This window comes from Pseudomonas sp. NBRC 111138 (assembly GCF_001320835.1).
Lineage (GTDB): Bacteria > Pseudomonadota > Gammaproteobacteria > Pseudomonadales > Pseudomonadaceae > Aquipseudomonas > Aquipseudomonas paracarnis.
Map to the genome: position 1 here is coordinate 35,473 of NZ_BCBO01000064.1, position 20,516 is coordinate 55,988.

Below are 20,516 nucleotides of genomic sequence, written 5' to 3' on the forward strand. Positions count from 1 at the left end.
GCTTTTTTTGCTCTAACGGTTCGGAATCGAACTTAACTCAGGGTTCGTATTGTTCAAATTCGCTCAGCTTGAACCTGTCAAAGTTTCAGACTGTTGCGCACCAGACTGACTTCCTCCTTGCTCGCCTCGTACGCTTGCGCCTGGCCTGCGTATGAAAAAACATAGGCTTTGTCGACATCCAGCGCACCGACTAATGTTTGCGACAATACGTGTCGACCGTTCTCGGTAATCACACAGGTAGTTTCCAGCGCATCAAGACGACTCAATGTCGTGGGGTGCATTTTGCTGCACACGCTTTGATAACCACCACGGGCAAAGTCTTTCTGGATCGACTTGCGCATCTCCAGCAACACGCCGGGAAGATTAACTTTATGGCCGGCCTCAATCGGCGTTCCGGTCAACTCCATCACCATCAACGTGGCGCCATTTTCATCATTCTTGATCGCTCGCTGCCGGGACACTGCTTGGGGTTTGGCAAGGAGCTCGCCGTCAGGCACTACTTCCTCGACCTGCCAACCGCTGGGCCAATGGACTTCCGGCTCGGCGGCCAGCACAAACGGGCTGCCCAACAACACGCACACAGCACTCAACAGTGGCCTACGAAACTCGATCATTGCAAAAACACCCAAGGTTCCAGCGGCAAAGTGTGCGGCCCGGCACGCGCTGACTGCAAGGGTTGGGCGCGCTTTTTCATTTGGCGCACCCGGTGCGGCTTGCGTATCATGGCCCGCCTGCATGGACGCAGGCCGCAAGCCAATGGACCGCTCATCTCACATTTTTTCTGGAGGGCCCATGAGCCTGCACGAATTGAACACCTTCCCGGGCGTCACTGCCCAACCCGACAGCGCCACGGCGAACTTTGTGTTCAACCACACCATGTTGCGGGTCAAGGACATCACCAAGTCGCTGGATTTCTACACGCGCATCCTGGGTTTCTCCCTGGTCGAGAAACGTGACTTCCCGGAAGCCGAATTCAGCCTGTACTTCCTGGCCCTGGTGGACAAGGCCCAGATCCCGGCCGACGCGGCCGAGCGCACTCAGTGGATGAAGTCGATTCCGGGCATTCTCGAACTGACCCACAACCACGGCACCGAAAACGATGCCGACTTTGCCTACCACAACGGCAACACCGACCCGCGTGGTTTTGGCCATATCTGCATCTCGGTGCCGGACATTGTCGCGGCGTGCGAACGTTTCGAAGCCTTGGGTTGCGACTTCCAGAAACGCCTGACGGATGGCCGTATGAAGAGCCTCGCGTTCATCAAAGACCCGGATGCTTATTGGGTGGAGATCATCCAGCCGGCGCCGATGTAATAAGCACTGCGTGACGGGGAGCGTCACCGGATGCATTCCCATGCGGAGCGTGGGAACGAGAATCCCGCGCCGGGCGTGGGAACGAGAAAAACCCCATGATCGCTCATGGGGTTTTTTATTTGCAGCTCAGGATTACGCCGGAGCAGAGGTGCGGATCAAGTGATCGAACGCGCTCAACGAAGCCTTGGCGCCCTCGCCTACTGCTATCACGATCTGCTTGTACGGCACAGTCGTTACGTCTCCGGCGGCGAACACGCCAGGCAGTGAAGTCTCGCCACGGGAATCGACAATGATCTCGCCACGCGGCGACAGCTCTACGCTGCCTTTGAGCCAGTCGGTGTTGGGCAGCAAGCCAATCTGCACAAAGATGCCTTCCAGGTCGATGGTCTTGAACTCACCAGTGTCGCGGTCCTTGTAGGCAAGGCCGGTGACTTTCTGGCCATCGCCTTTGACTTCACTGGTCAGCGCGCTGGTGATTACATCCACGTTCGGCAGGCTGTAGAGCTTGCGTTGCAACACGGCATCGGCGCGCAGCTTGCTGTCGAATTCAAGCAAGGTGACATGGCTGACGATACCGGCCAGGTCAATGGCCGCTTCTACGCCGGAGTTACCGCCGCCGATCACCGCCACACGCTTGCCCTTGAACAGCGGGCCATCGCAATGCGGGCAGAAGCACACGCCCTTGGCCTTGTATTCCTGCTCGCCGGGCACACCCATCTCTCTCCAGCGCGCGCCTGTGGCCAAGATCACGGTCTTGGACTTGAGGGTCGCACCGCTTTCGAAGCGAATTTCGTGCAGCTCACCGGCATTTTTTGCCGGAATCAAGCTACTGGCGCGTTGCAGGTTCATGATATCCACGTCGTACTGACGCACATGGGCTTCCAGTGCGCTGGCCAGTTTCGGCCCTTCGGTTTCCTGTACCGAGATAAAGTTTTCGATGGACATGGTGTCCAGCACCTGGCCACCAAAGCGTTCAGCCGCCACACCGGTACGAATACCTTTACGTGCCGCATAGATGGCAGCCGAAGACCCGGCCGGGCCACCGCCAACTACCAGGACGTCGAAGGCATCCTTAGCGCTGATTTTCTCCGCGGCTTTCTCGATACCGCTGGTGTCGAGCTTGGCGAGGATTTCTTCCAGGCCCATACGGCCTTGGCCAAAGTTGACCCCGTTCAAGTAGACACTCGGGACCGCCATGATCTGGCGCTCATCGACTTCAGCCTGGAACAGCGCGCCATCAATCGCAACGTGGCGGATGTTCGGGTTCAGCACGGCCATCAGGTTCAGCGCCTGGACCACGTCCGGGCAGTTCTGGCACGACAGCGAGAAGTAAGTCTCGAAGCTGAACTCGCCTTTGAGGGCGCGGATCTGTTCAATCACTTCGACACTGGCCTTCGACGGGTGGCCACCGACTTGCAGCAGGGCCAGCACCAGCGAAGTAAATTCATGGCCCATGGGGATACCGGCGAAACGCAGGCTGATCTCGGCACCCGGGCGGTTGATGGAGAACGATGGCTTGCGCGCATCATTGCCATTGGTGTTCAGAGTAATCAGCGTGGAGAGGCTGGTTACGTCCTGCAAAAGAGCAAGCATTTCCTGGGATTTCGCACCGTCGTCGAGGGAGGCGACGATCTCGATCGGCTGGGTGACCCGTTCCAGGTATGACTTCAACTGAGCTTTAAGATTGGCGTCCAACATACGGGCGATTTCCTGTTCATTCGGTTTATTGCAGACAAAAAAACGCCCGAGCGAATCTCGCCCGGGCGTTTTGAGGGCGGATGCAGCTTACTTAAGTGCGGATACCCGCCCTTGATACGCGTTCACAGACTTAGATCTTGCCGACCAGGTCCAGAGACGGTGCCAGAGTGGCCTCGCCTTCTTTCCACTTGGCTGGGCATACTTCACCCGGGTGGGCGGCAACGTACTGAGCAGCCTTGATCTTGCGCAGCAGCTCGGAAGCGTCACGGCCTACACCACCGTCGTTCAGTTCAACGATCTTGATCTGACCTTCTGGGTTGATCACGAAGGTGCCGCGGTCTGCCAGGCCAGCTTCTTCGATCAGTACGTCGAAGTTGCGGGAGATGGTCAGGGTTGGGTCGCCGATCATGGTGTACTGGATTTTGCCGATGGCTGGCGAAGTGTTGTGCCAGGCAGCGTGGGCGAAGTGGGTGTCGGTGGAAACGCTGTAGATTTCGACGCCCAGCTTCTGGAATTCGGCGTAGTTGTCAGCCAGGTCTTCCAGTTCGGTCGGGCAGACGAAGGTGAAATCGGCTGGGTAGAAGAAGACAACCGACCACTTGCCTTTCAGGTCAGCGTCGGTCACATCGACGAAGCTGCCGTTTTTGAAAGCGGTGGCTTTAAACGGTTTTACTTGGCTGTTGATGATAGGCATCGTTGACTCTCCGTCAGGGGTTAAGAAGTTGATGAGGTGAATCCTACCGGCTCTCTCGGTCGATGGCTCATTGGCAAACCTGATGCTGACGATTGGGTTTCTCTATCAGGTGACGCTATTAATAGAAAAAATCTCAAATCAGCGGTTGGGTTGCCAGGGTCATGCCTAGAAACGGCGTCGCTTCAACATAGCGCATCGCAGATTTCATGTCGTTCCAGCCGACGTAACTCATCAGCGACTTCAAATCCCAACCACTTCGATGCGCCCAAGTGGCGAAACCCCGACGCAGGGAGTGGCTGGTATATTGATCGGCGGGGATGCCTGCGCGCTCAAGGGCCTGGCGCAATAACGGGATCACACTGTTGGGGTGCAAGCCCTCCTCACCCAGGTTGCCCCAACGGTCAATGCCGCGAAACACCGGGCCGCGAACCAAAGCCGAGGCGCTGAGCCACTCGCTATAAGCCTGCACCGGGCACAGCCGCAGCAACGCTGGGGTCTGGTAGGTTTTGCCGAGGTTTTCACGATCACTTTTGCTGCGTGGCAAGTACAGGCTGATGCCTGCGCCTGGCACGGCCTGCACGTGCTCAATGCTTAATCGGCACAGCTCATCACTGCGAAAGCCGCGCCAGAAGCCCAGCAGAATCAGCGCAGCGTCGCGCTTGGCCCGCAGCAAGCGCGGCTGGTCGTGACGCTCGCTGGCCTGTTTGGCTTCAATGTCCAGGGCAGCGATTACTTGCTCCAACTGCGTGAGCTGCAAAGGCTCGGCCTGCCGCTCCCGCGCCGGGTGCACAGCGCGAATGCCCTTGAGCACCTTGCGTACCACCGGCGCCTTCGTCGGGTCGGCAAACCCTTGGCTGGTATGCCATTGCGCCAAGGCCGAGAGCCGCAGTTTCAAGGTGTTGACGGCCAATACCCCGGCATGCGCCACGAGGTAGCGCGCCACACTCTCGCTGGTGGCCGGCAGGAACCCTCCCCAACTGACTTCGAAATGCTCGATGGCCGCGCGGTAGCTGCGGCGCGTGTTGTCGCGAGTGGCGGCGTTGAGATATCGGTCGAGGTCGCTCATAGGCGTGTTTTCGTACTGCTGAAGGGGTGGATGGCTGATGAAAATGCTTATGACACGGGATAATACGCCAATATCCCATCTGTTAAATCATGAATTTCAACCAGTTTTCAATCATGATATAGTATGTATATACATACTATGTACCACAGTACTAAATCGACGGAGACCCCATGGCTCGCGGCGGCATAAACAAAGCAGTAGTGCAAACGGCACGCCTGGCGATCCTCGCCCGTGGCGAAAACCCCAGCATCGATGCGGTGCGTATCGAAATGGGCAATACCGGCTCGAAAACCACCATTCATCGCTATTTGAAAGAGCTGGACGAAAGCGAGACGCGCCAGACCATCACCCAAGCACCGATTGATGATGAGCTGGGCGAGCTAGTTGCACGCCTGTCCCAACGCCTGAAAGAGAAGGCCCAAGAGCCGATCGACCTGGCCCTGGCGCAATTCGAGCAACAAAAAGCCGCCCTGCTCGCCCAGGTAGAAACCCTGGAAGAAGCGCATACCCAACTCAAACAGCAATTTGATATCCAGGCCGCTGCCCTCGCTGAAGAAAGCGCGGCGCTGCAAACCGCCAGCACCAGCCTGCAGACCGAGCAAACCCGTAACGCCGGGCTGAGCCAGGCGTGCAGCGACTACGAGCTAAGGCTCAACGACAAAGACGAGCAGATTCGCTCACTGGAAGAAAAACACCTGCACGCCCGCGATGCGCTTGAGCATTACCGCACTGCCATCAAGGAGCAGCGCGAGCAGGAACAGCGTCGCCATGAGGGCCAATTGCAACAGGTACAGGCCGAATTGCGTCAGGCGCAGCAAAGCGCACTGGTGCGCCAGGACGAAATCACCCAACTGCATCGCGACAACGAGCGCCTGCTGAGTGAGCAGCGAGTGACAACCAAGGAATTGAATACGCTGCAGGAGCAAGCTCGCCAGGACCAGGCGCTACAGCTGAAACTCAAGGAGCAGCTCAGCCAGATCGACAGCGAGCGCACCCTGCTCCAGGAGCGCCTACGGGTTGCCGTGCTGGACAGCCAATCGCGCCAAGCGTCACTGCTGGAGTATCAGCAGCACAACAAGGCGCTTGAGCTGGACCTGGTCAAGGCCCAGGCAAGCATCGAAGCCCTGCGCCTGGCGACCGTCGTTGCAACGGCGCCAGAGGCAGCAGAGCCAACCTGATCAGTCCGCTACAGGCGTGCGCATGGTGACGAATTCTTCCGCCGCCGTAGGATGCACGCCGATAGTTTCATCGAAATGCTGCTTGGTCGCGCCCGCCTTGAGCGCGATCGCCAGCCCTTGCACGATCTCACCCGCATCCGGACCGACCATGTGGCAACCCAGTACTTTGTCGGTGTCGGCGTCGACCACCAGCTTCATCAAGGTCTTTTCCTGGCAATCGGTCAGGGTCAGCTTCATCGGCCGGAACCGGCTTTCAAAGATCTGCACGTTGTGGCCATTTTTGCGTGCATCCTCTTCTGTCAGGCCGACTGTGCCGATATTCGGCAGGCTGAATACCGCCGTCGCGATATTGGCGTAATCCACCGGGCGGTATTGCTCGGGCTTGAACAACCGCCGCGCCACGGCCATGCCTTCAGCCAGGGCCACCGGCGTCAGTTGCACACGACCAATCACATCGCCAATCGCCAGGATCGACGGCTCGGCGGTCTGATAGAGATCATCCACCGCGACGAAACCGCGTTCGTCCAGTTTGACCCCGGTATTTTCCAGGCCCAGGTTATCCAGCATTGGACGGCGGCCAGTGGCGTAGAACACGCAATCGGCTTCCAGCACGCGGCCATCCTTCAAAGTGGCCTTGAGGCTGCCGTCGGCCTGTTTGTCGATGCGCTCGATGTCTGCATTGAACTGCAAGTCCAGGCCGCGCTTGGTCAGCTCTTCTTGCAGGTGTTTGCGCACCGAACCGTCAAAGCCGCGCAAGAACAAGTCACCGCGATACAGCAATGAGGTTTGCGCGCCCAAGCCGTGGAAGATGCCCGCGAACTCAACGGCGATATAACCACCACCCACTACCAGCACGCGCTTGGGCAGCTCTTTAAGGAAGAACGCCTCGTTCGAGCCAATGGCGTGCTCGCGCCCTGGAATCTCAGGGATCTGCGGCCAGCCGCCGGTGGCGATCAGGATGTGCCTGGCAGTGAAACGCTCACCGTTGATCTCCACCTGATGGGCATCGACCAGGCGTGCATGTCCTTCATGCAGGGTCACGCCGCTGTTTACCAACAGGTTGCGATAGATACCGTTGAGGCGGTTGATCTCACGATCCTTGTTGGCGATCAGGGTCGCCCAATCAAAGTTCGCCTCGCCCAGGGACCAGCCAAAGCCGCTGGCCTGTTCAAAATCTTCGGCAAAATGCGCGCCGTACACCAACAGCTTCTTTGGCACGCAGCCGACGTTCACACAGGTGCCGCCCAGGTAGCGGCTCTCGGCCACAGCCACCTTGGCGCCAAAGCCCGCGGCAAAGCGCGCCGCGCGAACACCGCCGGAACCGGCGCCAATTACATACAGGTCAAAATCGTAGGCCATTTCACTCTCCTCGGCAGTACACCAGCATACCGACTTACATGGGGCTGAAAAACGAAAAAGCCACCCGAAGGTGGCTTTCGCTTAAAACGTGCCGGCAAGCGTGGATCAGTAAGCCTTGCCCGTCTTGTAGAAATGCTCGTAGCAGAAGTTGGTCGCTTCGATGTAGCCCTCAGCGCCGCCGCAGTCGAAACGCTGGCCCTTGAACTTGTAGGCAATCACGCAGCCGTCTTTGGCTTGCTTGAGCAGAGCGTCGGTGATCTGGATCTCGCCACCCTTGCCTGGCTCGGTTTCTTCGATCAGCTTGAAGATGTCCGGCGTGAGGATGTAACGACCGATGATCGCCAGGTTCGATGGCGCGTCTTCCGGCGCTGGCTTCTCGACCATGTCGCGTACGCGGATCAGGCCATCGCCAATATCGTCACCGGCGATAACACCGTACTTATTGGTTTCGGTTGGGTTGACTTCCATCACCGCAACGATGGTGCAACGGTATTTCTGGTAGAGCTTGACCATCTGGGTCAGCACACCGTCGCCTTCCAGGTTGACGCACAAGTCGTCCGCCAGGACCACGGCAAAGGGTTCGTCACCAATCAGCGGGCGACCGGTAAGGATGGCATGGCCGAGACCTTTCATCTGAGTCTGACGGGTGTAGGAGAACGAGCACTCGTCGAGCAGTTTACGGATACCGACCAAGTATTTTTCCTTGTCGGTGCCCTTGATCTGGTTTTCCAGCTCATAGCTGATGTCGAAGTGGTCTTCCAGCGCGCGCTTGCCACGACCCGTGACGATGGAGATCTCGTTCAAACCGGCATCCAGAGCCTCTTCCACACCGTACTGAATCAGTGGCTTGTTCACCACTGGCAGCATTTCTTTGGGCATGGCTTTGGTCGCTGGCAAGAAGCGAGTGCCGTAACCGGCTGCTGGGAACAAGCATTTCTTGATCATATGAGTCCTTACAAAGGGCTGTGCGTACGGAATTCGGCGCAGTCTAATCAGGCCGCAGTCACCTTACAATGGGGTTCTGCTGGCGTTGCGATGTCATCATAGAGAAAAAATGTCGGCGTAAGTTCCGCTGATCCTGCAATGGGTGTCACCAACGGTTGGTCAGAACTCGCGTCGACCCCTTGTTTGAAAGGGCTGCAATGGTTTTAGCACGCTTTTGCACCCCTGGCACTGACCCGCAACAACTTGCGCCCTGCCCCGGCATTTGGCGCTATCATGTGCGCCTTGAACCAAGACCACGAGATTGCCAACAGATGTCAGAACCAAAAGGTGTAAACGGCTACCTGATCACTAAGCGAGCAGACGGCTGGCACTTGATCAATTTTCACGGTGACAGCGTTGCCGGCGTATTCGAGTCCGAAAGCATGGCGATCGCCGTCGCCGAAGTGTTTGTGGATGAGGCAGGCCATGCATCGAGCAAGCGGCCGAAAACCAAGTAAGCCTCTTTGCACTGCTTTGAAAGCCCCGTTAAACGGGGCTTTTTTGTTTGTCTGTACCTAGATGGCAGTTCGCTATAATCTTCAACAACGCCACGACAGTGTCAGCGCGCCCTTCCAATACCCTCGATGACGACCCCCTCTATGAAAAAAATCCTGGCACTGACCGCGGTACTGGCACTCGCCGGCTGCACCACCGCCTCCGACACCCTGCTGAAAAATGGCGAGCAAGGCCTGACCATCGACTGCTCGGGCGAGGCCAATTCATGGGCCAGTTGCTACGAGAAGGCGGACGCCTCCTGCGCGGGCACCGGCTACCGCATCGTCGGCACCAATGGCACGCCGGCACTCAAGGAAAGCGACAAGACCCTGGGCCAGGACGTGGGCAACTTCAAAGGCCGCAGCGTGGTGGTGGTCTGCAAGTAACGTTGCTACAGGTGCACTTCAGCGAACTTGATCCCCAGGCCCCGCAGGATTTCGATCAGGTCATCCAGGCGAGCAAATGATTCGACCTCATCCTGTTCGTCCACCAGGAAGTAGCTGCGCCCGCCGCTCTTCTTGAAAAATACGATCCACTCGCCCAGATCGGCGGGGTTCTGGATGACATGGGTGGCCGAGATCTGCCCTTCGGCATGGCGGGCTTTGACGTGTTCTCGTTTCATAACCGGCTTTCCAGAAAAACAAATGCCGCTCAAACCCCGGGTTTGAGCGGCATCTTTATAGTGAATGCCCGACAGTTTAACGGATGCATACCGTCCCTGCAGGGTAAGGGCTTTTTTTTATCGGGTGTGAGGGATGAGTCTGGAGCTCAACCGGAAATGCATTCTTCCCCCGCCTTCTTCACGTCGCCCGGGCGGATCGGCACATTGGACATGCTTTCATAAAGCTTGATGCTGCTACCGCTGGAGCGGTCTTCGATTTCAAAGATCGCCGACGGGTCTGCCGAGAACTTCTGCGGCACGATCACCTGAATGCCGTCTTTATGGGGTTCGATTTGCGGCGGCCGACGGGTCGCCTCCAATTTGCGTACCACACACGCCGCATATTCCTGCGGTTTCTTCCCTGAGATGACCACCAATGTTGGCGGGGTCTGCTTGATATCTGCAACCGAAGCACACCCACCTATTGCCAAGGCCAGCACCAACACACTCCACTTCATACAAAAACCTCCGATAAAGACCCTACGACAGCGGGGATGGTAATTTTCTCCCACCAACGTAGGATTTATCTGTGATAACTCGGTAAATAACTGTTTTAAATTGTCGAAGTCGTCGACGACGGCCCGATAATAAACGCGCTGGGGCTGATAAACTCCATCTTAACCTACGTATCGTTCTGATTTTTCAGAAAAAGCCCTTCTGGAGACACCCCATGAAATTCATCCACCAGCGTGAGCACCTCAACGAGGGAGACATTGTCGTCATCGAATGCTCGCAGACCTGCAATATTCGCCTGATGAGCGATGCGAACTTTCGCAGCTTCAAAAATGGCGGCCGCCATACCTACCACGGCGGCGCATTTGATAAATTCCCGGCCAAGATCACCGCGCCCAGCACCGGGTTCTGGAACATCACCCTGGATGTGGTGACCCGTCGCGCCATCAGCGTGACCCGTAAACCTGCGTTGTCCCACAAGATCCGTATCGTTCGTCGTACCAGCAGCAAGCTGAGCTGACCTGAACACCTGACAGGAAAAAAGCTGTGACCACCACAACCAAATACGTCATCAAGTACAAGCTCAACGGCGAACGCCGCTTTGAATTTGCCCAGTTGCACAACAACAGCATCGAAGAAGCCAAGCAAGCCTTGGCAAAAATTCATGATGCCAACGACGAAATCACCGACATCAACGTGAGCAAGGCGCTGTAAGCCATGCCTGGCCCTACCGCCGATTTGTTTGCCGACGAGGCCCTGCAACAGCCTGCCGGGCGCGAGCAAATTGGCGAAGAGTCCTATGTACTAAGGGGCTATGCCCTGCCCTGGATCGAGCGGTTATTGCCTGAACTGCGGCGTGTCCTGGCTCAATCACCGTTTCGGCAGATGGTCACTCCCGGCGGCTTTACCATGTCTGCGGCGCTGAGCAGTTGCGGCGAGCTGGGCTGGACCACCGACGCCCATGGCTATCGCTACAGCCCACTCGACCCGCGCAGCCAGCAACCTTGGCCCGTCATGCCCGACACATTGCGCCAACTGGCGGTGGCTGCGGCTATCGAGGCCGGCTTTGGCGGTTTTCAACCCGATGCCTGCTTGATCAACCGTTACGTACCGGGGGCGAAGATGTCCCTGCATCAGGATAAGAACGAGCGCAGCTACAGCGCGCCCGTGGTGTCGGTGTCCCTGGGGCTGCCGGCGATTTTCCTGTTCGGTGGCCATGCGCGCAGCGACAAAACCCAAAAGGTCTCGCTGTTTCATGGTGATGTGGTGGTGTGGGGCGGCGTTGATCGCCTGCGCTTTCATGGCGTGATGCCGATCAAGGACGGCGTGCATCCGGTCATGGGCCCGCAGCGCATCAACCTGACCTTTCGCACCGCCGGTTAATTTGACCGCAAGCTTCGGAGTGTCGATTGCGAGCGGCAGGCTTAATCTGCTCCTGAACCGTCAAGAGTGCAGGCCATGAACAACGAACACGATCCGCGCTGGGCTGCCATTATTGCCCGTGATGCCAAGGCCGACGCCTTGTTTGTCTACGGCGTGAAAACCACCGGCGTGTATTGCCGCCCCAGCAGCGCTTCGCGTTTGCCGCGCCCGGAGAATGTCGAGTTTTTCGACACGCCGGCGCAGGCCGAAGCCGCCGGTTATCGTCCCAGTAAACGCGCTGCCGGCGACCAGACCCAGTTGGCCGCTCACCATGGGCAACTGGTGGCCGAGGCCTGCCGGCAAATCGAGCAGGCCGAAACTCCGCCTAGCCTGGATGTGCTGGCCCGATGCGCCGGGCTGAGTCCCTTTCACTTCCACCGCGTATTCAAAGCCAACACCGGGTTGACCCCCAAGGGTTACGCCAGCGCCCTGCGTTCGCGCAGAGTGCGCGACGGCCTCAAGGGCCAGCATTCGGTGACGGACACCCTGTATGACGCGGGCTTTAATTCCAATAGCCGCTTTTATGAAGCCGCCGACCAAGTGCTCGGCATGAGACCTGGAGACTACAAAGGCGGCGGCGCCAATAACACCATCCGCTTTGCCGTTGGCCAGTGCTCGCTGGGGGCGATTCTGGTGGCGCAAAGCCAACGTGGCGTGTGTGCGATTTTATTGGGTGATGATCCGGACAAACTGGTGCGCGACCTGCAAGACCAGTTTCCCAAGGCTGAGTTGATCGGCGCGGATCAGGGTTTCGAACAACTGGTGGCCCACGTCGTCGGCTTTGTCGAGGCCCCTGCCGTGGGCCTGGATTTGCCCTTGGACCTGCGCGGCACGGCCTTTCAGGAGCGGGTGTGGCAGGCGTTGCGCGAAATCCCTGCGGGCAGCACCGCCAGCTATGCGCAGATTGCCGAGCGTATCGGTGCACCTTCCTCCTTTCGCGCCGTGGCCCAGGCTTGCGGTGCCAACCACCTGGCGGTGGCGATTCCCTGTCATCGCGTGGTGCGCAGCAGTGGCGAGCTGTCGGGCTACCGCTGGGGCGTAGAGCGCAAGCGCCAGTTACTCGAGCGCGAAACCCAGCGCCACAAAACGCCGCTTCCGTCCAGTGAATAAAACAGACTGGCCGGGTGCTGATTGCCCTGCTAAAACAGCGAAAAGCCCTACTAACGCTGGAGAAGCACCCCATGAGCACCTGGCCAGACACCCGCATTCTTGACCTGTTGGGCATTGAGGTGCCGATTATCCAGGCGCCGATGGCTGGCGCGACGACCACCGCCATGGTCATCGCCGCCCAGCAGGCCGGCGCCCTGGGCTCGATGCCTGCGGCGGCGCTGAGCCTGGAGCAACTGCGCGATGCCTTGGCTCTCATTCGCCAGGCCAGTCATGCGCCGCTGAACATCAACTTCTTCTGCCATCAACCCCCCGATGCCGATGACGCGCGGGACCAGGCTTGGAAGGCCTTGCTGCAACCTTACTACTATGAGCTGGGCGCCGACTTCGATGCGCCAACCCCGGTGTCCAACCGCGCGCCGTTCAATGACGCAGCCTGCCAGGTAGTGGAAGCGTTTCGGCCAGAAGTGGTGAGCTTTCATTTTGGCCTGCCAGAGAAGTCTTTGCTGGACCGGGTAAAAGCCACCGGTGCCAAGGTGCTGTCATCGGCCACCACTGTCGAGGAAGCCGTGTGGCTGGAACAGCACGGCTGCGACGCGATTATCGCCATGGGCATCGAAGCTGGTGGGCATCGTGGCCTGTTTCTCAGCGATGACCTCAACAGCCAGATCGGCTTGATGGCGCTGCTACCGCAGATTGTCGACGCGGTCAGCGTGCCGGTGATTGCTGCGGGCGGAATCGGCGATGCGCGCGGCATCGTCGCCGCCTTTGCACTCGGCGCTTCGGCCGTGCAGGTCGGCACGGCCTACCTGTTCACTCCCGAAGCCACTGTAAGCGCTTCCCATCACCACGCGCTGCGCCATGCCCAGGCTAGCGAAACCGCGCTGACCAACCTGTTTACCGGCCGCCCGGCGCGGGGCATCGTCAACCGCGTAATGCGTGAACTCGGCGCAATCAACCCGGCGGCGCCGGCATTCCCCAAAGCCGGAGGCGCATTAATGCCGCTCAAGGCCAAGGATGAAGCCGGTTTCAGTAACCTGTGGGCAGGCCAGGCCCTGAGGCTGGGCAAAGACCTGTCCACCTATGACCTGACCCGCGAACTGGCCGAGCACGCGATAACCCGATTCACCCGCGACTGACCTGCGCAGCAACTTGATGCTGTACCGGCAATAGCCTACCGCTATATATTCCCATACATAGCGGTAAGCCTCTTTACCTACAACCTGCCGTACACCTTCAAGGAGTTGCTTCATGATGACCCGCGTTTCGCGCCTGGCCCCCCTGCTTGCCGCCTTTGCCTTGGGTACGGCCCATGCCGATGAAGTGCAGGTGGCCGTGGCCGCCAACTTCACCGCCCCGATCCAGGCGATTGCCGCCGACTTCGAGAAAGACACCGGCCATAAACTGGTCGCGGCTTACGGTGCCACCGGGCAGTTCTACACTCAGATCAAGAACGGCGCGCCATTTGAGGTGTTCCTCAGCGCCGATGACACCACCCCGCAAAAACTCGAAAGCGAAGGCGCTACCGTCAAGGGTTCACGCTTCACCTACGCGGTCGGCACCCTGGCGCTGTGGTCGGCCAAAGAAGGCTATGTGGACGCCAAGGGTGATGTGCTGAAGAAAAACCAATTCAAGCACTTGTCCATCGCCAACCCCAAAACAGCGCCCTACGGCCTGGCCGCCACCCAATTGCTGGCCAGGGAAGGCTTGAGCGACAAGGTCAAGGACAAGCTCGTCGAGGGCCAGAACATCACCCAGGCTTATCAGTTTGTTTCCACCGGCAACGCCGAGCTGGGTTTTGTGGCCTTGTCGCAGATCTACAAGGACGGCAAAGTCACCGGCGGTTCGGCGTGGGTTGTTCCGGCCTCCCTGCATGACCCGATCAAACAGGACGCCGTAATCCTCAATAAGGGCAAGGACAGCGCCGCCGCCAAGGCACTGGTGGACTACCTCAAAGGCCCGAAAGCGGCTGCCGTTATCAAATCCTACGGTTACGAGCTGTAAATGCCCCTGTCGAGTGCTGACTTTTCTGCGATCTGGTTAACCCTCAAACTGGCCTCACTGACCACCCTGATCCTATTGATCATCGGCACACCGATCGCCCTGTGGCTGTCACGCACCCGTTCCAAGTGGCGCGGCCCCATCGGCGCAGTGGTCGCACTGCCGTTGGTGTTGCCGCCAACGGTCATCGGCTTTTACTTGCTGTTGGCCATGGGGCCCAACGGGTACGTCGGCCAGTTCACCCAATGGCTGGGCCTGGGCACCCTCACCTTCAGTTTCGCCGGGCTGGTGATTGGCTCGGTGATCTACTCCATGCCCTTCGTAGTGCAGCCGTTGCAGAACGCGTTTTCTGCCATCGGCACGCGCCCGCTGGAAGTGGCCGCGACCTTGCGCGCCAACCCGTGGGACACGTTTTTCACGGTGATCCTGCCGCTGGCACGCCCTGGGTTTATCACCGCCTCGATCCTCGGCTTTGCCCACACTGTCGGTGAGTTCGGCGTGGTGCTGATGATCGGCGGCAATATCCCGGACAAGACCCGTGTCGTCTCAGTGCAGATCTACGACCACGTCGAAGCCATGGAATATGCCCAGGCCCATTGGCTGGCCGGCGCCATGGTGGTGTTCGCCTTCCTCGTGTTGCTGGCGCTCTATTCCAGCCGTAAAACCAAGATGGGCTGGAGCTGATCGCGATGATGGATATACGCCTGCACCTGAAGTATTGCGCCTTCACACTGGATGTTGACCTGCAATTGCCCGGCCGTGGCGTGAGCGCGCTGTACGGGCATTCTGGCTCCGGCAAGACCACGTGCCTGCGCTGCATCGCCGGATTGGAACGCGCCGAACACGGTTTTGTACAGATCAACGACGAGGTCTGGCAAGACAGCCGCAAAGGGCTGTTTGTACCGCCGCATAAACGCGCCCTTGGCTATGTGTTCCAGGAAGCGAGCCTGTTTGCGCACCTGTCGGTGCGCGCCAATCTGGAGTTCGGCCTCAAACGTATCCCTCGTCTGCAACGGCGCGTGGACATGGCCCAGGCCACCGAACTGTTGGGCATCGGACACTTGCTTGAGCGTCACCCGCAACACTTGTCCGGCGGCGAGCGCCAGCGCATCGGCATCGCCCGCGCCTTGCTCACCAGCCCCAAGTTGTTGTTGATGGATGAACCGCTGGCGGCCCTGGACAGCCAGCGCAAAAGCGAGATATTGCCTTACCTGGAACGCCTGCACGACGAGCTGGATATCCCGGTGCTGTACGTCAGCCATGCCCAGGACGAAGTGGCGCGACTGGCCGACCATATTGTCTTGCTCAGCGACGGCAAGGCCCTGGCCAGCGGCCCGATCGGCGAGACCCTGGCGCGCCTCGATCTGCCCCTGGCGCTGGGCGACGATGCCGGCGTGGTGATCGCCGGCAGCGTCGTTGCCTACGACGCGCACTATCAGTTGCTCACTCTGCAGTTGCCCGATTGCCCGTTGCAGATGCGCGTGGCCCATGTCCCGCTGGCGGTGGGCAACCCGCTGCGGGTCAAGGTCCAGGCACGGGATGTAAGCCTGAGCCTGCAGGCCCAGGAACACAGCAGCATCCTCAACCGCTTGCCGGTGACCGTCACCCAGACTATTGGCGCGGACAAAAGCGCCCACGTGCTGGTGCGCCTCGACGCCGGCGGCACGCCCTTGCTGGCACGCATCACGCGCTTCTCACACGACCAGTTGCAATTGCATCCGGGCCAGACACTGTGGGCGCAAATCAAGGCGGTGGCGGTGCTGGCTTAACCATTTGGCACGACCGCAGGGTGCTGCGGTCAATCAGACATACCGGCCTGATTTGTTGCCAAGGAACCCGCCCCATGCCTGACTCTTCGCTACCCGCCGACCTGCCCCGCGACCTGCATTATGTGGATGACACCCAGCCCGGCATCCGCCGTAAAAAAGTGCGAGGCAAGTTCCAGTATCTGAACGCCAAGGGCGAGCGCATTACCGACGCGGACGAAATAAAACGCCTGAACGCCTTGGCGGTGCCGCCCGCCTACACCGACGTGTGGATCTGTGCCGACCCTCGCGGCCACCTGCAAGCCACCGGCCGCGACGCCCGTGGCCGCAAGCAATACCGTTACCACCCACGCTGGCGCGAGGTGCGCGACAGCGACAAGTACTCGCGCTTGCAGGCTTTTGGCGCCGCGTTGCCCAAATTGCGCAAACAGCTCGAAGCTCAAATCGCCGAGCCGGGGTTTACCCGCGAAAAGGTGTTGGCCACGGTGGTGATGTTGCTGGACGCCACGCTGATCCGCGTCGGCAATACCCAATATGCCCGTGAAAACAAATCCTACGGGCTGACCACCTTGCGCAACCGCCATGTGGACATCAAGGGCAGTGAGATCCAGTTCCAGTTTCGTGGCAAGAGTGGCGTGGAGCACCAAGTCAGCGTCAAGGATCGGCGCCTGGCCCGGGTGGTCAAGCGTTGCATGGAATTGCCAGGGCAAAACCTGTTCCAGTACCTGGACGAAGACGGTGAGCGGCATACCGTCAGCTCCCAGGACGTCAACGACTACCTGCACAGCCTGACCGGCGAAGACTTTACCGCCAAGGACTACCGCACCTGGGCTGGTACAGCAATGGCGCTGGCAGTATTGCGCGAGTTGGCGTGGCAGCCCGAATCCGACGCCAAGCGGCATGTGGTGGCGATGGTCAAGGATGTCGCCAGGCAGTTGGGCAACACGCCGGCGGTGTGCCGCAAGTGCTATATCCACCCGGCGGTGCTCGAGCATTTCAGCCTCGGCGAATTGTCGAAGTTGCCCAAGCCGCGGGTGCGCAAAGGCTTGAAAGCCGAAGAAGTCGCGCTGGCGATGTTCCTGGAAAAACTGGCCGAAGACTTGCCGCACAAAGTTAAGGTGGGTTAGGCTCTGCCTCCCTTCTGACTCACGGGATGACCGCCGACGTGAACATCTAAGCCTTCCAAAATGTATCTGCAACGAGCCGCCTGGCGCGCTTGTTGGCCTGTTCGACATTTTTTTGGAGGTGCTGATGACTGACGTCAAACGGCTGCCCGCTCTTGTTTCCCTGCAACACCTGTCTTTCCAGTTCGCCAATGGCGAAACCTTGCTGGCCGACGTGAACCTGTCCATTGATCAAACGCCTACCGGTATCGTCGGGCGCAATGGACGGGGCAAAAGTATCCTGGCCAAGTTGATGGCCGGCGTGCTGCTGCCCTCCTCCGGCACGTTGAAAAAACCGGCCCATGTTGCCTATGTGCCCCAGGCCATCACGGCTCAACCAGGGCAAACCATCGCCGATATCACCGCAACTGCCGCAGCCTTGGCTGCCCTTGCACGTATGGCCCAGGGCGATGCACGCCTCGGTGACCTGGAGCTGATCGACGATCGCTGGGACCTCGCCGAGCGCCTGCGCCAGGCACTGGATGCAGCGGGTTTGCAGACCCTCAGTGCCAGTACCCCGGCCGATCAACTCAGCGGTGGCCAACTCGCCAGGGTCGCGCTGATCGGGGCGTTGTTGGCTGCGCCGCAGTTGCTGATTCTGGATGAGCCCAGTAACCACCTTGATGCTGCCGGGCGCGATTGGCTGTTGCGTGTGTTGCGCGATTGGCGAGGTGGCCTGGTGGTGGTCAGCCATGATCGACAGTTGCTCAACGTCATGGGTCGCATCATTGAGCTTTCGCCCCTTGGCATTCAGGTCTACGGCGGCAACTACGACGCCTATCGCCAGCAACGCGATACTCACCAGCAGGCCGCGATTGCTGCGTGGGAACAGGCGCGTCTGGCCCGCAGCCGTGAGCGTCGGCGTCTGCAAAAAGACCACGACGACCTGCAGCGCCATGCCGCACGCGCACGTAAACAGGCCGAGACCGCCAACGTCGACCGTTTTACCAAGGCGCGCTGGAAAAGCGCAGCAAAGGAGATCGTCAGCAGCGTGCGTAGCGCCCATCATGCGTGCAAAAACCAACTCGACGCCCAGGTGCGCCAGGCTTACGAGCGCGTGGCGGATGAGACGCCCACACTGCTCGCATTATCAGGCTCGACGGTCCCCAATGGCCGCCAGGTACTGGTGCTGGAGCAGGCGCAATTGCCCTGGCTCGATCCCCTGGCGCCCGTCAGCTACCTGACGCTCAACCTGACGGGCCCGGCTCGCGTTGCCGTGCGTGGGCCGAACGGTTGCGGCAAATCGACCTTGCTCAAACTGCTGGCCGGCCACTGGCAGGCGGTCAGTGGCAAGTGCAGCGTAGCGGTGCCCAGTGCGTACATTGATCAGCACCTGGCGCTGCTGGACGACCGGCGCAGCCTTGTCGAGCAACTCAACCTGCTCGACACGCCGCTGGCCGAAGCCGAACTGCGCACACGTCTGGCGTTTTTGCAGCTGGACGCGCTGCGGGTTACGCAGCCGGCAGGGCAACTCAGCGGCGGCGAGCGCTTGAAAGCCGCGATGGCCCTGGCCTTGTGGCGTGATACACCGGCGCAATTACTGTTGTTGGATGAACCCAGCAACCACCTGGACCTGGAGTCAGTGCTAGCGTTTGAGCAGGCTTTGAAGGGGTTTACCGGCGCGCTGCTGGCCGTATCACACGACGAGGCATTCTTGCAGGCGATCGAGCCGACTCACCATCTGACGTGGCACGCCACCGGCTGGCAACTGGAGCGTGTCTGAGGTCATTGCGCGGACAGGCAAAGCGCCCTACGGTAGTGGCCGGATAATCTCACCGAGGAAACCAGCCCCATGCTGCCTTCGTCCCGCAAGCCTTACACCAATGCCACGCTCGCCCGTCGTCAGCGCTGGCGCGGGCGCGTGGGCTTGATGCTGGTGGCCTGCCTGTCGGTGCTGGCGGGCATGACCGATGCGATCGGTTTTATGGCCAGCGGCGATTTCGTCTCGTTCATGAGTGGTAACACCACGCGCCTGGCGGTGGCCATCAGTGCGGGCGACCTGGGGCTCACCGGGCGCCTGGTATTGCTGGTCGCCACCTTCGTGGTCGGCAATGCCTTGGGCGTGCTGGTCAGCCGTTTCAGCAAGCGCCATGCGTTGCCCTTATTACTGTGCATCGGCGCCTTGCTCTGCGCTGCGGCGTTGTGGCCATCGACCGACACCTTGCCCGCTTTGCTCGCGGCTATCATTGCCATGGGCATGCTCAACGCGGCCGTCGAGGAGGTGAACGGGCTGCCGGTGGGGCTGACCTACGTCACCGGGGCGCTGTCACGCTTTGGTCGCGGGCTGGGCCGTTGGTTATTGGGCGAGCGCCGCAATGGCTGGCGCGTGCAATTGATTCCGTGGGGCGGGATGTTCATTGGCGCTGTGATCGGTGCACTGCTGGAACAGCAGATGGGCCTGCGCGCATTGTGGGTCAGTGGTGCGTTGGCTGCGGCCCTGGGGGTGGCGACACTGTTGATTCCGCGACGCTGGCACTTGGGTTTCATGCCCCGGTGAGGTTGGGGTGGAGGAGCTCGTTCGACGTTTAAGCCTCGACATCCGTGTACCGGTAAAGAGCCATCACGTCGAACGAGCACGTGAATCATAGGCCAATGCCCAGCGGCTGTCCCGCCAGGCGTTTCGGAATATGGCTAAGGCAACCGACTTACAGACAAGTGGCCAGTGCTGCCAGGCGACGTTTGGCCGGCATATTGTCCTGTGCTGCATAGTAGTTGACCGTAGAACCCGCGCCGGTGCTGAGTACATCGACAAAGTAATCGCCACCGGTGGTATACACCGTAAAACCATCCGCCTCGGTCGCTTCCTTGAAGCCGCCAGCATCGACGCCGAACACGCTTTCATCCTGCCAGCCGAACTGGATGCACTGGGCAACGACCAGAGTGGCCTTGTCTGATGCCAAGGTCTTGTAGGGGCTGCCTGCGCGCGCTTCTTTCATTTTCGAACCGGCGCAACCGGTCAGTACCGCCAGTATCAATGCGCCCATTACCACTTTGTGCATGCCATTGCTTCCTTGGAAAAACCGTGACTCTACCACTGTGCGTCTGCCAACTGACGCGCCCATGAACTTTGTTTCACTGTGAAGGGTAAACACGCCGCCTATAGTGGCCAGGCTCATTTTTTAGAAGTCTCCCTTCTGCCCGCCACCCCGCGGGCT

Annotated in this window: 24 protein-coding genes; 15 read left to right on the top strand and 9 right to left on the bottom strand. The window is 59.6% G+C overall.

Going from position 1 to position 20,516, the window contains the following annotated elements:
- Positions 1-77: 77 nt before the first annotated feature.
- A complete protein-coding gene (locus APH41_RS11685; RefSeq protein ID WP_054919069.1) occupies positions 78-614 on the bottom strand; it encodes a DUF4946 domain-containing protein in 537 nt (178 codons plus the stop codon).
- Between the two features lie 178 nt (positions 615-792).
- On the opposite strand from APH41_RS11685, the gene gloA reads away from it, so the two are divergent.
- A complete protein-coding gene (gloA, locus tag APH41_RS11690; RefSeq protein ID WP_054919070.1) occupies positions 793-1,314 on the top strand; it encodes a lactoylglutathione lyase in 522 nt (173 codons plus the stop codon).
- Between the two features lie 132 nt (positions 1,315-1,446).
- Here gloA and ahpF read toward each other — a convergent pair whose 3' ends face one another.
- The 3 genes from ahpF to APH41_RS11705 all read right to left on the bottom strand — a co-directional run bounded on the left by ahpF (position 1,447) and on the right by APH41_RS11705 (position 4,772).
- On the bottom strand, positions 1,447-3,012 hold the full coding sequence (gene ahpF, locus APH41_RS11695; RefSeq protein ID WP_054919072.1) for an alkyl hydroperoxide reductase subunit F: 1,566 nt from the start codon (positions 3,010-3,012) through the stop codon (positions 1,447-1,449).
- 130 nt (positions 3,013-3,142) lie between these two features.
- Positions 3,143-3,706, bottom strand: coding sequence for an alkyl hydroperoxide reductase subunit C (ahpC, locus tag APH41_RS11700; protein WP_003191303.1), 564 nt, complete (start codon positions 3,704-3,706; stop codon positions 3,143-3,145).
- 133 nt (positions 3,707-3,839) lie between these two features.
- Entirely contained in the window at positions 3,840-4,772 is a 933-nt protein-coding gene (locus tag APH41_RS11705; protein ID WP_054898430.1) for a site-specific integrase, read from the bottom strand.
- 170 nt (positions 4,773-4,942) lie between these two features.
- Between APH41_RS11705 and APH41_RS11710 the strand changes: the two genes are divergently transcribed.
- Complete coding sequence (locus tag APH41_RS11710) at positions 4,943-5,950, top strand: DNA-binding protein (protein ID WP_054919075.1); 1,008 nt, start codon at positions 4,943-4,945, stop codon at positions 5,948-5,950.
- Here APH41_RS11710 and gorA read toward each other — a convergent pair whose 3' ends face one another.
- Together gorA and galU are read right to left on the bottom strand one after the other, a co-directional pair.
- Positions 5,951-7,309 (bottom strand): glutathione-disulfide reductase, encoded by a 1,359-nt coding sequence (gorA, locus tag APH41_RS11715; RefSeq protein WP_054898428.1) that lies wholly within the window; start codon positions 7,307-7,309, stop codon positions 5,951-5,953.
- Positions 7,310-7,414: 105 nt separating this feature from the next.
- On the bottom strand, positions 7,415-8,254 hold the full coding sequence (gene galU / locus APH41_RS11720) for a UTP--glucose-1-phosphate uridylyltransferase GalU (protein WP_003173830.1): 840 nt from the start codon (positions 8,252-8,254) through the stop codon (positions 7,415-7,417).
- A 311-nt stretch (positions 8,255-8,565) separates the two neighbouring features.
- On the opposite strand from galU, the gene APH41_RS11725 reads away from it, so the two are divergent.
- Together APH41_RS11725 and APH41_RS11730 are read left to right on the top strand one after the other, a co-directional pair.
- Positions 8,566-8,751 (top strand): hypothetical protein, encoded by a 186-nt coding sequence (locus APH41_RS11725; RefSeq protein ID WP_034127495.1) that lies wholly within the window; start codon positions 8,566-8,568, stop codon positions 8,749-8,751.
- Between the two features lie 141 nt (positions 8,752-8,892).
- Positions 8,893-9,174 carry a hypothetical protein gene (locus APH41_RS11730; RefSeq protein WP_003191312.1) on the top strand — a complete coding sequence of 94 codons (282 nt, stop codon included), beginning with the start codon at positions 8,893-8,895 and terminating at the stop codon, positions 9,172-9,174.
- Between the two features lie 5 nt (positions 9,175-9,179).
- Here APH41_RS11730 and APH41_RS11735 read toward each other — a convergent pair whose 3' ends face one another.
- Both APH41_RS11735 and APH41_RS11740 read right to left on the bottom strand, forming a co-directional pair.
- Entirely contained in the window at positions 9,180-9,410 is a 231-nt protein-coding gene (locus tag APH41_RS11735) for a hypothetical protein (RefSeq protein WP_034127497.1), read from the bottom strand.
- A 146-nt stretch (positions 9,411-9,556) separates the two neighbouring features.
- Entirely contained in the window at positions 9,557-9,907 is a 351-nt protein-coding gene (locus APH41_RS11740; protein WP_003191317.1) for a hypothetical protein, read from the bottom strand.
- Positions 9,908-10,119: 212 nt separating this feature from the next.
- Between APH41_RS11740 and APH41_RS11745 the strand changes: the two genes are divergently transcribed.
- From APH41_RS11745 to APH41_RS11790, 11 genes are all read left to right on the top strand, one after another.
- Positions 10,120-10,422 (top strand): DUF1883 domain-containing protein, encoded by a 303-nt coding sequence (locus APH41_RS11745; RefSeq protein ID WP_003191319.1) that lies wholly within the window; start codon positions 10,120-10,122, stop codon positions 10,420-10,422.
- Positions 10,423-10,448: 26 nt separating this feature from the next.
- Positions 10,449-10,616: a hypothetical protein gene (locus tag APH41_RS29050; RefSeq protein ID WP_169918926.1), complete on the top strand. Its 168-nt coding sequence runs from the start codon at positions 10,449-10,451 to the stop codon at positions 10,614-10,616.
- A gap of 3 nt (positions 10,617-10,619) precedes the next feature.
- Positions 10,620-11,285 carry a DNA oxidative demethylase AlkB gene (gene alkB / locus APH41_RS11750; RefSeq protein WP_034127498.1) on the top strand — a complete coding sequence of 222 codons (666 nt, stop codon included), beginning with the start codon at positions 10,620-10,622 and terminating at the stop codon, positions 11,283-11,285.
- A gap of 75 nt (positions 11,286-11,360) precedes the next feature.
- Complete coding sequence (gene ada, locus APH41_RS11755) at positions 11,361-12,434, top strand: bifunctional DNA-binding transcriptional regulator/O6-methylguanine-DNA methyltransferase Ada (RefSeq protein ID WP_054919077.1); 1,074 nt, start codon at positions 11,361-11,363, stop codon at positions 12,432-12,434.
- A 71-nt stretch (positions 12,435-12,505) separates the two neighbouring features.
- A complete protein-coding gene (locus tag APH41_RS11760) occupies positions 12,506-13,570 on the top strand; it encodes a nitronate monooxygenase family protein (RefSeq protein WP_054919079.1) in 1,065 nt (354 codons plus the stop codon).
- A gap of 112 nt (positions 13,571-13,682) precedes the next feature.
- Positions 13,683-14,435: a molybdate ABC transporter substrate-binding protein gene (gene modA, locus APH41_RS11765; protein ID WP_054919080.1), complete on the top strand. Its 753-nt coding sequence runs from the start codon at positions 13,683-13,685 to the stop codon at positions 14,433-14,435.
- Positions 14,436-15,116 (top strand): molybdate ABC transporter permease subunit, encoded by a 681-nt coding sequence (gene modB, locus APH41_RS11770; RefSeq protein ID WP_003191329.1) that lies wholly within the window; start codon positions 14,436-14,438, stop codon positions 15,114-15,116.
- 5 nt (positions 15,117-15,121) lie between these two features.
- The gene (modC, locus tag APH41_RS11775; RefSeq protein WP_054919081.1) at positions 15,122-16,201 is read left to right on the top strand and encodes a molybdenum ABC transporter ATP-binding protein; all 1,080 of its coding nucleotides are present in this window, start codon (positions 15,122-15,124) and stop codon (positions 16,199-16,201) included.
- Positions 16,202-16,275: 74 nt separating this feature from the next.
- Complete coding sequence (locus tag APH41_RS11780; protein WP_054919082.1) at positions 16,276-17,325, top strand: DNA topoisomerase IB; 1,050 nt, start codon at positions 16,276-16,278, stop codon at positions 17,323-17,325.
- Between the two features lie 124 nt (positions 17,326-17,449).
- A complete protein-coding gene (locus APH41_RS11785) occupies positions 17,450-19,084 on the top strand; it encodes an ABC-F family ATP-binding cassette domain-containing protein (RefSeq protein ID WP_054919085.1) in 1,635 nt (544 codons plus the stop codon).
- 69 nt (positions 19,085-19,153) lie between these two features.
- The gene (locus APH41_RS11790) at positions 19,154-19,858 is read left to right on the top strand and encodes a YoaK family protein (protein ID WP_054919088.1); all 705 of its coding nucleotides are present in this window, start codon (positions 19,154-19,156) and stop codon (positions 19,856-19,858) included.
- A gap of 148 nt (positions 19,859-20,006) precedes the next feature.
- Here the strand turns inward: APH41_RS11790 and APH41_RS11795 are convergent, their stop codons facing one another.
- Entirely contained in the window at positions 20,007-20,360 is a 354-nt protein-coding gene (locus APH41_RS11795) for a hypothetical protein (protein WP_054919090.1), read from the bottom strand.
- Positions 20,361-20,516 lie beyond the last annotated feature (156 nt).

Bases quoted from the DNA above. Each gene is read 5' to 3' on its own strand.
- APH41_RS11685 (WP_054919069.1), bottom strand. From the start codon at position 614: ATGATCGAGTTTCGTAGGCCACTGTTGAGTGCTGTGTGCGTGTTGTTG.
- gloA (WP_054919070.1), top strand. From the start codon at position 793: ATGAGCCTGCACGAATTGAACACCTTCCCGGGCGTCACTGCCCAACCC.
- ahpF (WP_054919072.1), bottom strand. From the start codon at position 3,012: ATGTTGGACGCCAATCTTAAAGCTCAGTTGAAGTCATACCTGGAACGG.
- ahpC (WP_003191303.1), bottom strand. From the start codon at position 3,706: ATGCCTATCATCAACAGCCAAGTAAAACCGTTTAAAGCCACCGCTTTC.
- APH41_RS11705 (WP_054898430.1), bottom strand. From the start codon at position 4,772: ATGAGCGACCTCGACCGATATCTCAACGCCGCCACTCGCGACAACACG.
- APH41_RS11710 (WP_054919075.1), top strand. From the start codon at position 4,943: ATGGCTCGCGGCGGCATAAACAAAGCAGTAGTGCAAACGGCACGCCTG.
- gorA (WP_054898428.1), bottom strand. From the start codon at position 7,309: ATGGCCTACGATTTTGACCTGTATGTAATTGGCGCCGGTTCCGGCGGT.
- galU (WP_003173830.1), bottom strand. From the start codon at position 8,254: ATGATCAAGAAATGCTTGTTCCCAGCAGCCGGTTACGGCACTCGCTTC.
- APH41_RS11725 (WP_034127495.1), top strand. From the start codon at position 8,566: ATGTCAGAACCAAAAGGTGTAAACGGCTACCTGATCACTAAGCGAGCA.
- APH41_RS11730 (WP_003191312.1), top strand. From the start codon at position 8,893: ATGAAAAAAATCCTGGCACTGACCGCGGTACTGGCACTCGCCGGCTGC.
- APH41_RS11735 (WP_034127497.1), bottom strand. From the start codon at position 9,410: ATGAAACGAGAACACGTCAAAGCCCGCCATGCCGAAGGGCAGATCTCG.
- APH41_RS11740 (WP_003191317.1), bottom strand. From the start codon at position 9,907: ATGAAGTGGAGTGTGTTGGTGCTGGCCTTGGCAATAGGTGGGTGTGCT.
- APH41_RS11745 (WP_003191319.1), top strand. From the start codon at position 10,120: ATGAAATTCATCCACCAGCGTGAGCACCTCAACGAGGGAGACATTGTC.
- alkB (WP_034127498.1), top strand. From the start codon at position 10,620: ATGCCTGGCCCTACCGCCGATTTGTTTGCCGACGAGGCCCTGCAACAG.
- ada (WP_054919077.1), top strand. From the start codon at position 11,361: ATGAACAACGAACACGATCCGCGCTGGGCTGCCATTATTGCCCGTGAT.
- APH41_RS11760 (WP_054919079.1), top strand. From the start codon at position 12,506: ATGAGCACCTGGCCAGACACCCGCATTCTTGACCTGTTGGGCATTGAG.
- modA (WP_054919080.1), top strand. From the start codon at position 13,683: ATGATGACCCGCGTTTCGCGCCTGGCCCCCCTGCTTGCCGCCTTTGCC.
- modB (WP_003191329.1), top strand. From the start codon at position 14,436: ATGCCCCTGTCGAGTGCTGACTTTTCTGCGATCTGGTTAACCCTCAAA.
- modC (WP_054919081.1), top strand. From the start codon at position 15,122: ATGATGGATATACGCCTGCACCTGAAGTATTGCGCCTTCACACTGGAT.
- APH41_RS11780 (WP_054919082.1), top strand. From the start codon at position 16,276: ATGCCTGACTCTTCGCTACCCGCCGACCTGCCCCGCGACCTGCATTAT.
- APH41_RS11785 (WP_054919085.1), top strand. From the start codon at position 17,450: ATGACTGACGTCAAACGGCTGCCCGCTCTTGTTTCCCTGCAACACCTG.
- APH41_RS11790 (WP_054919088.1), top strand. From the start codon at position 19,154: ATGCTGCCTTCGTCCCGCAAGCCTTACACCAATGCCACGCTCGCCCGT.
- APH41_RS11795 (WP_054919090.1), bottom strand. From the start codon at position 20,360: ATGCACAAAGTGGTAATGGGCGCATTGATACTGGCGGTACTGACCGGT.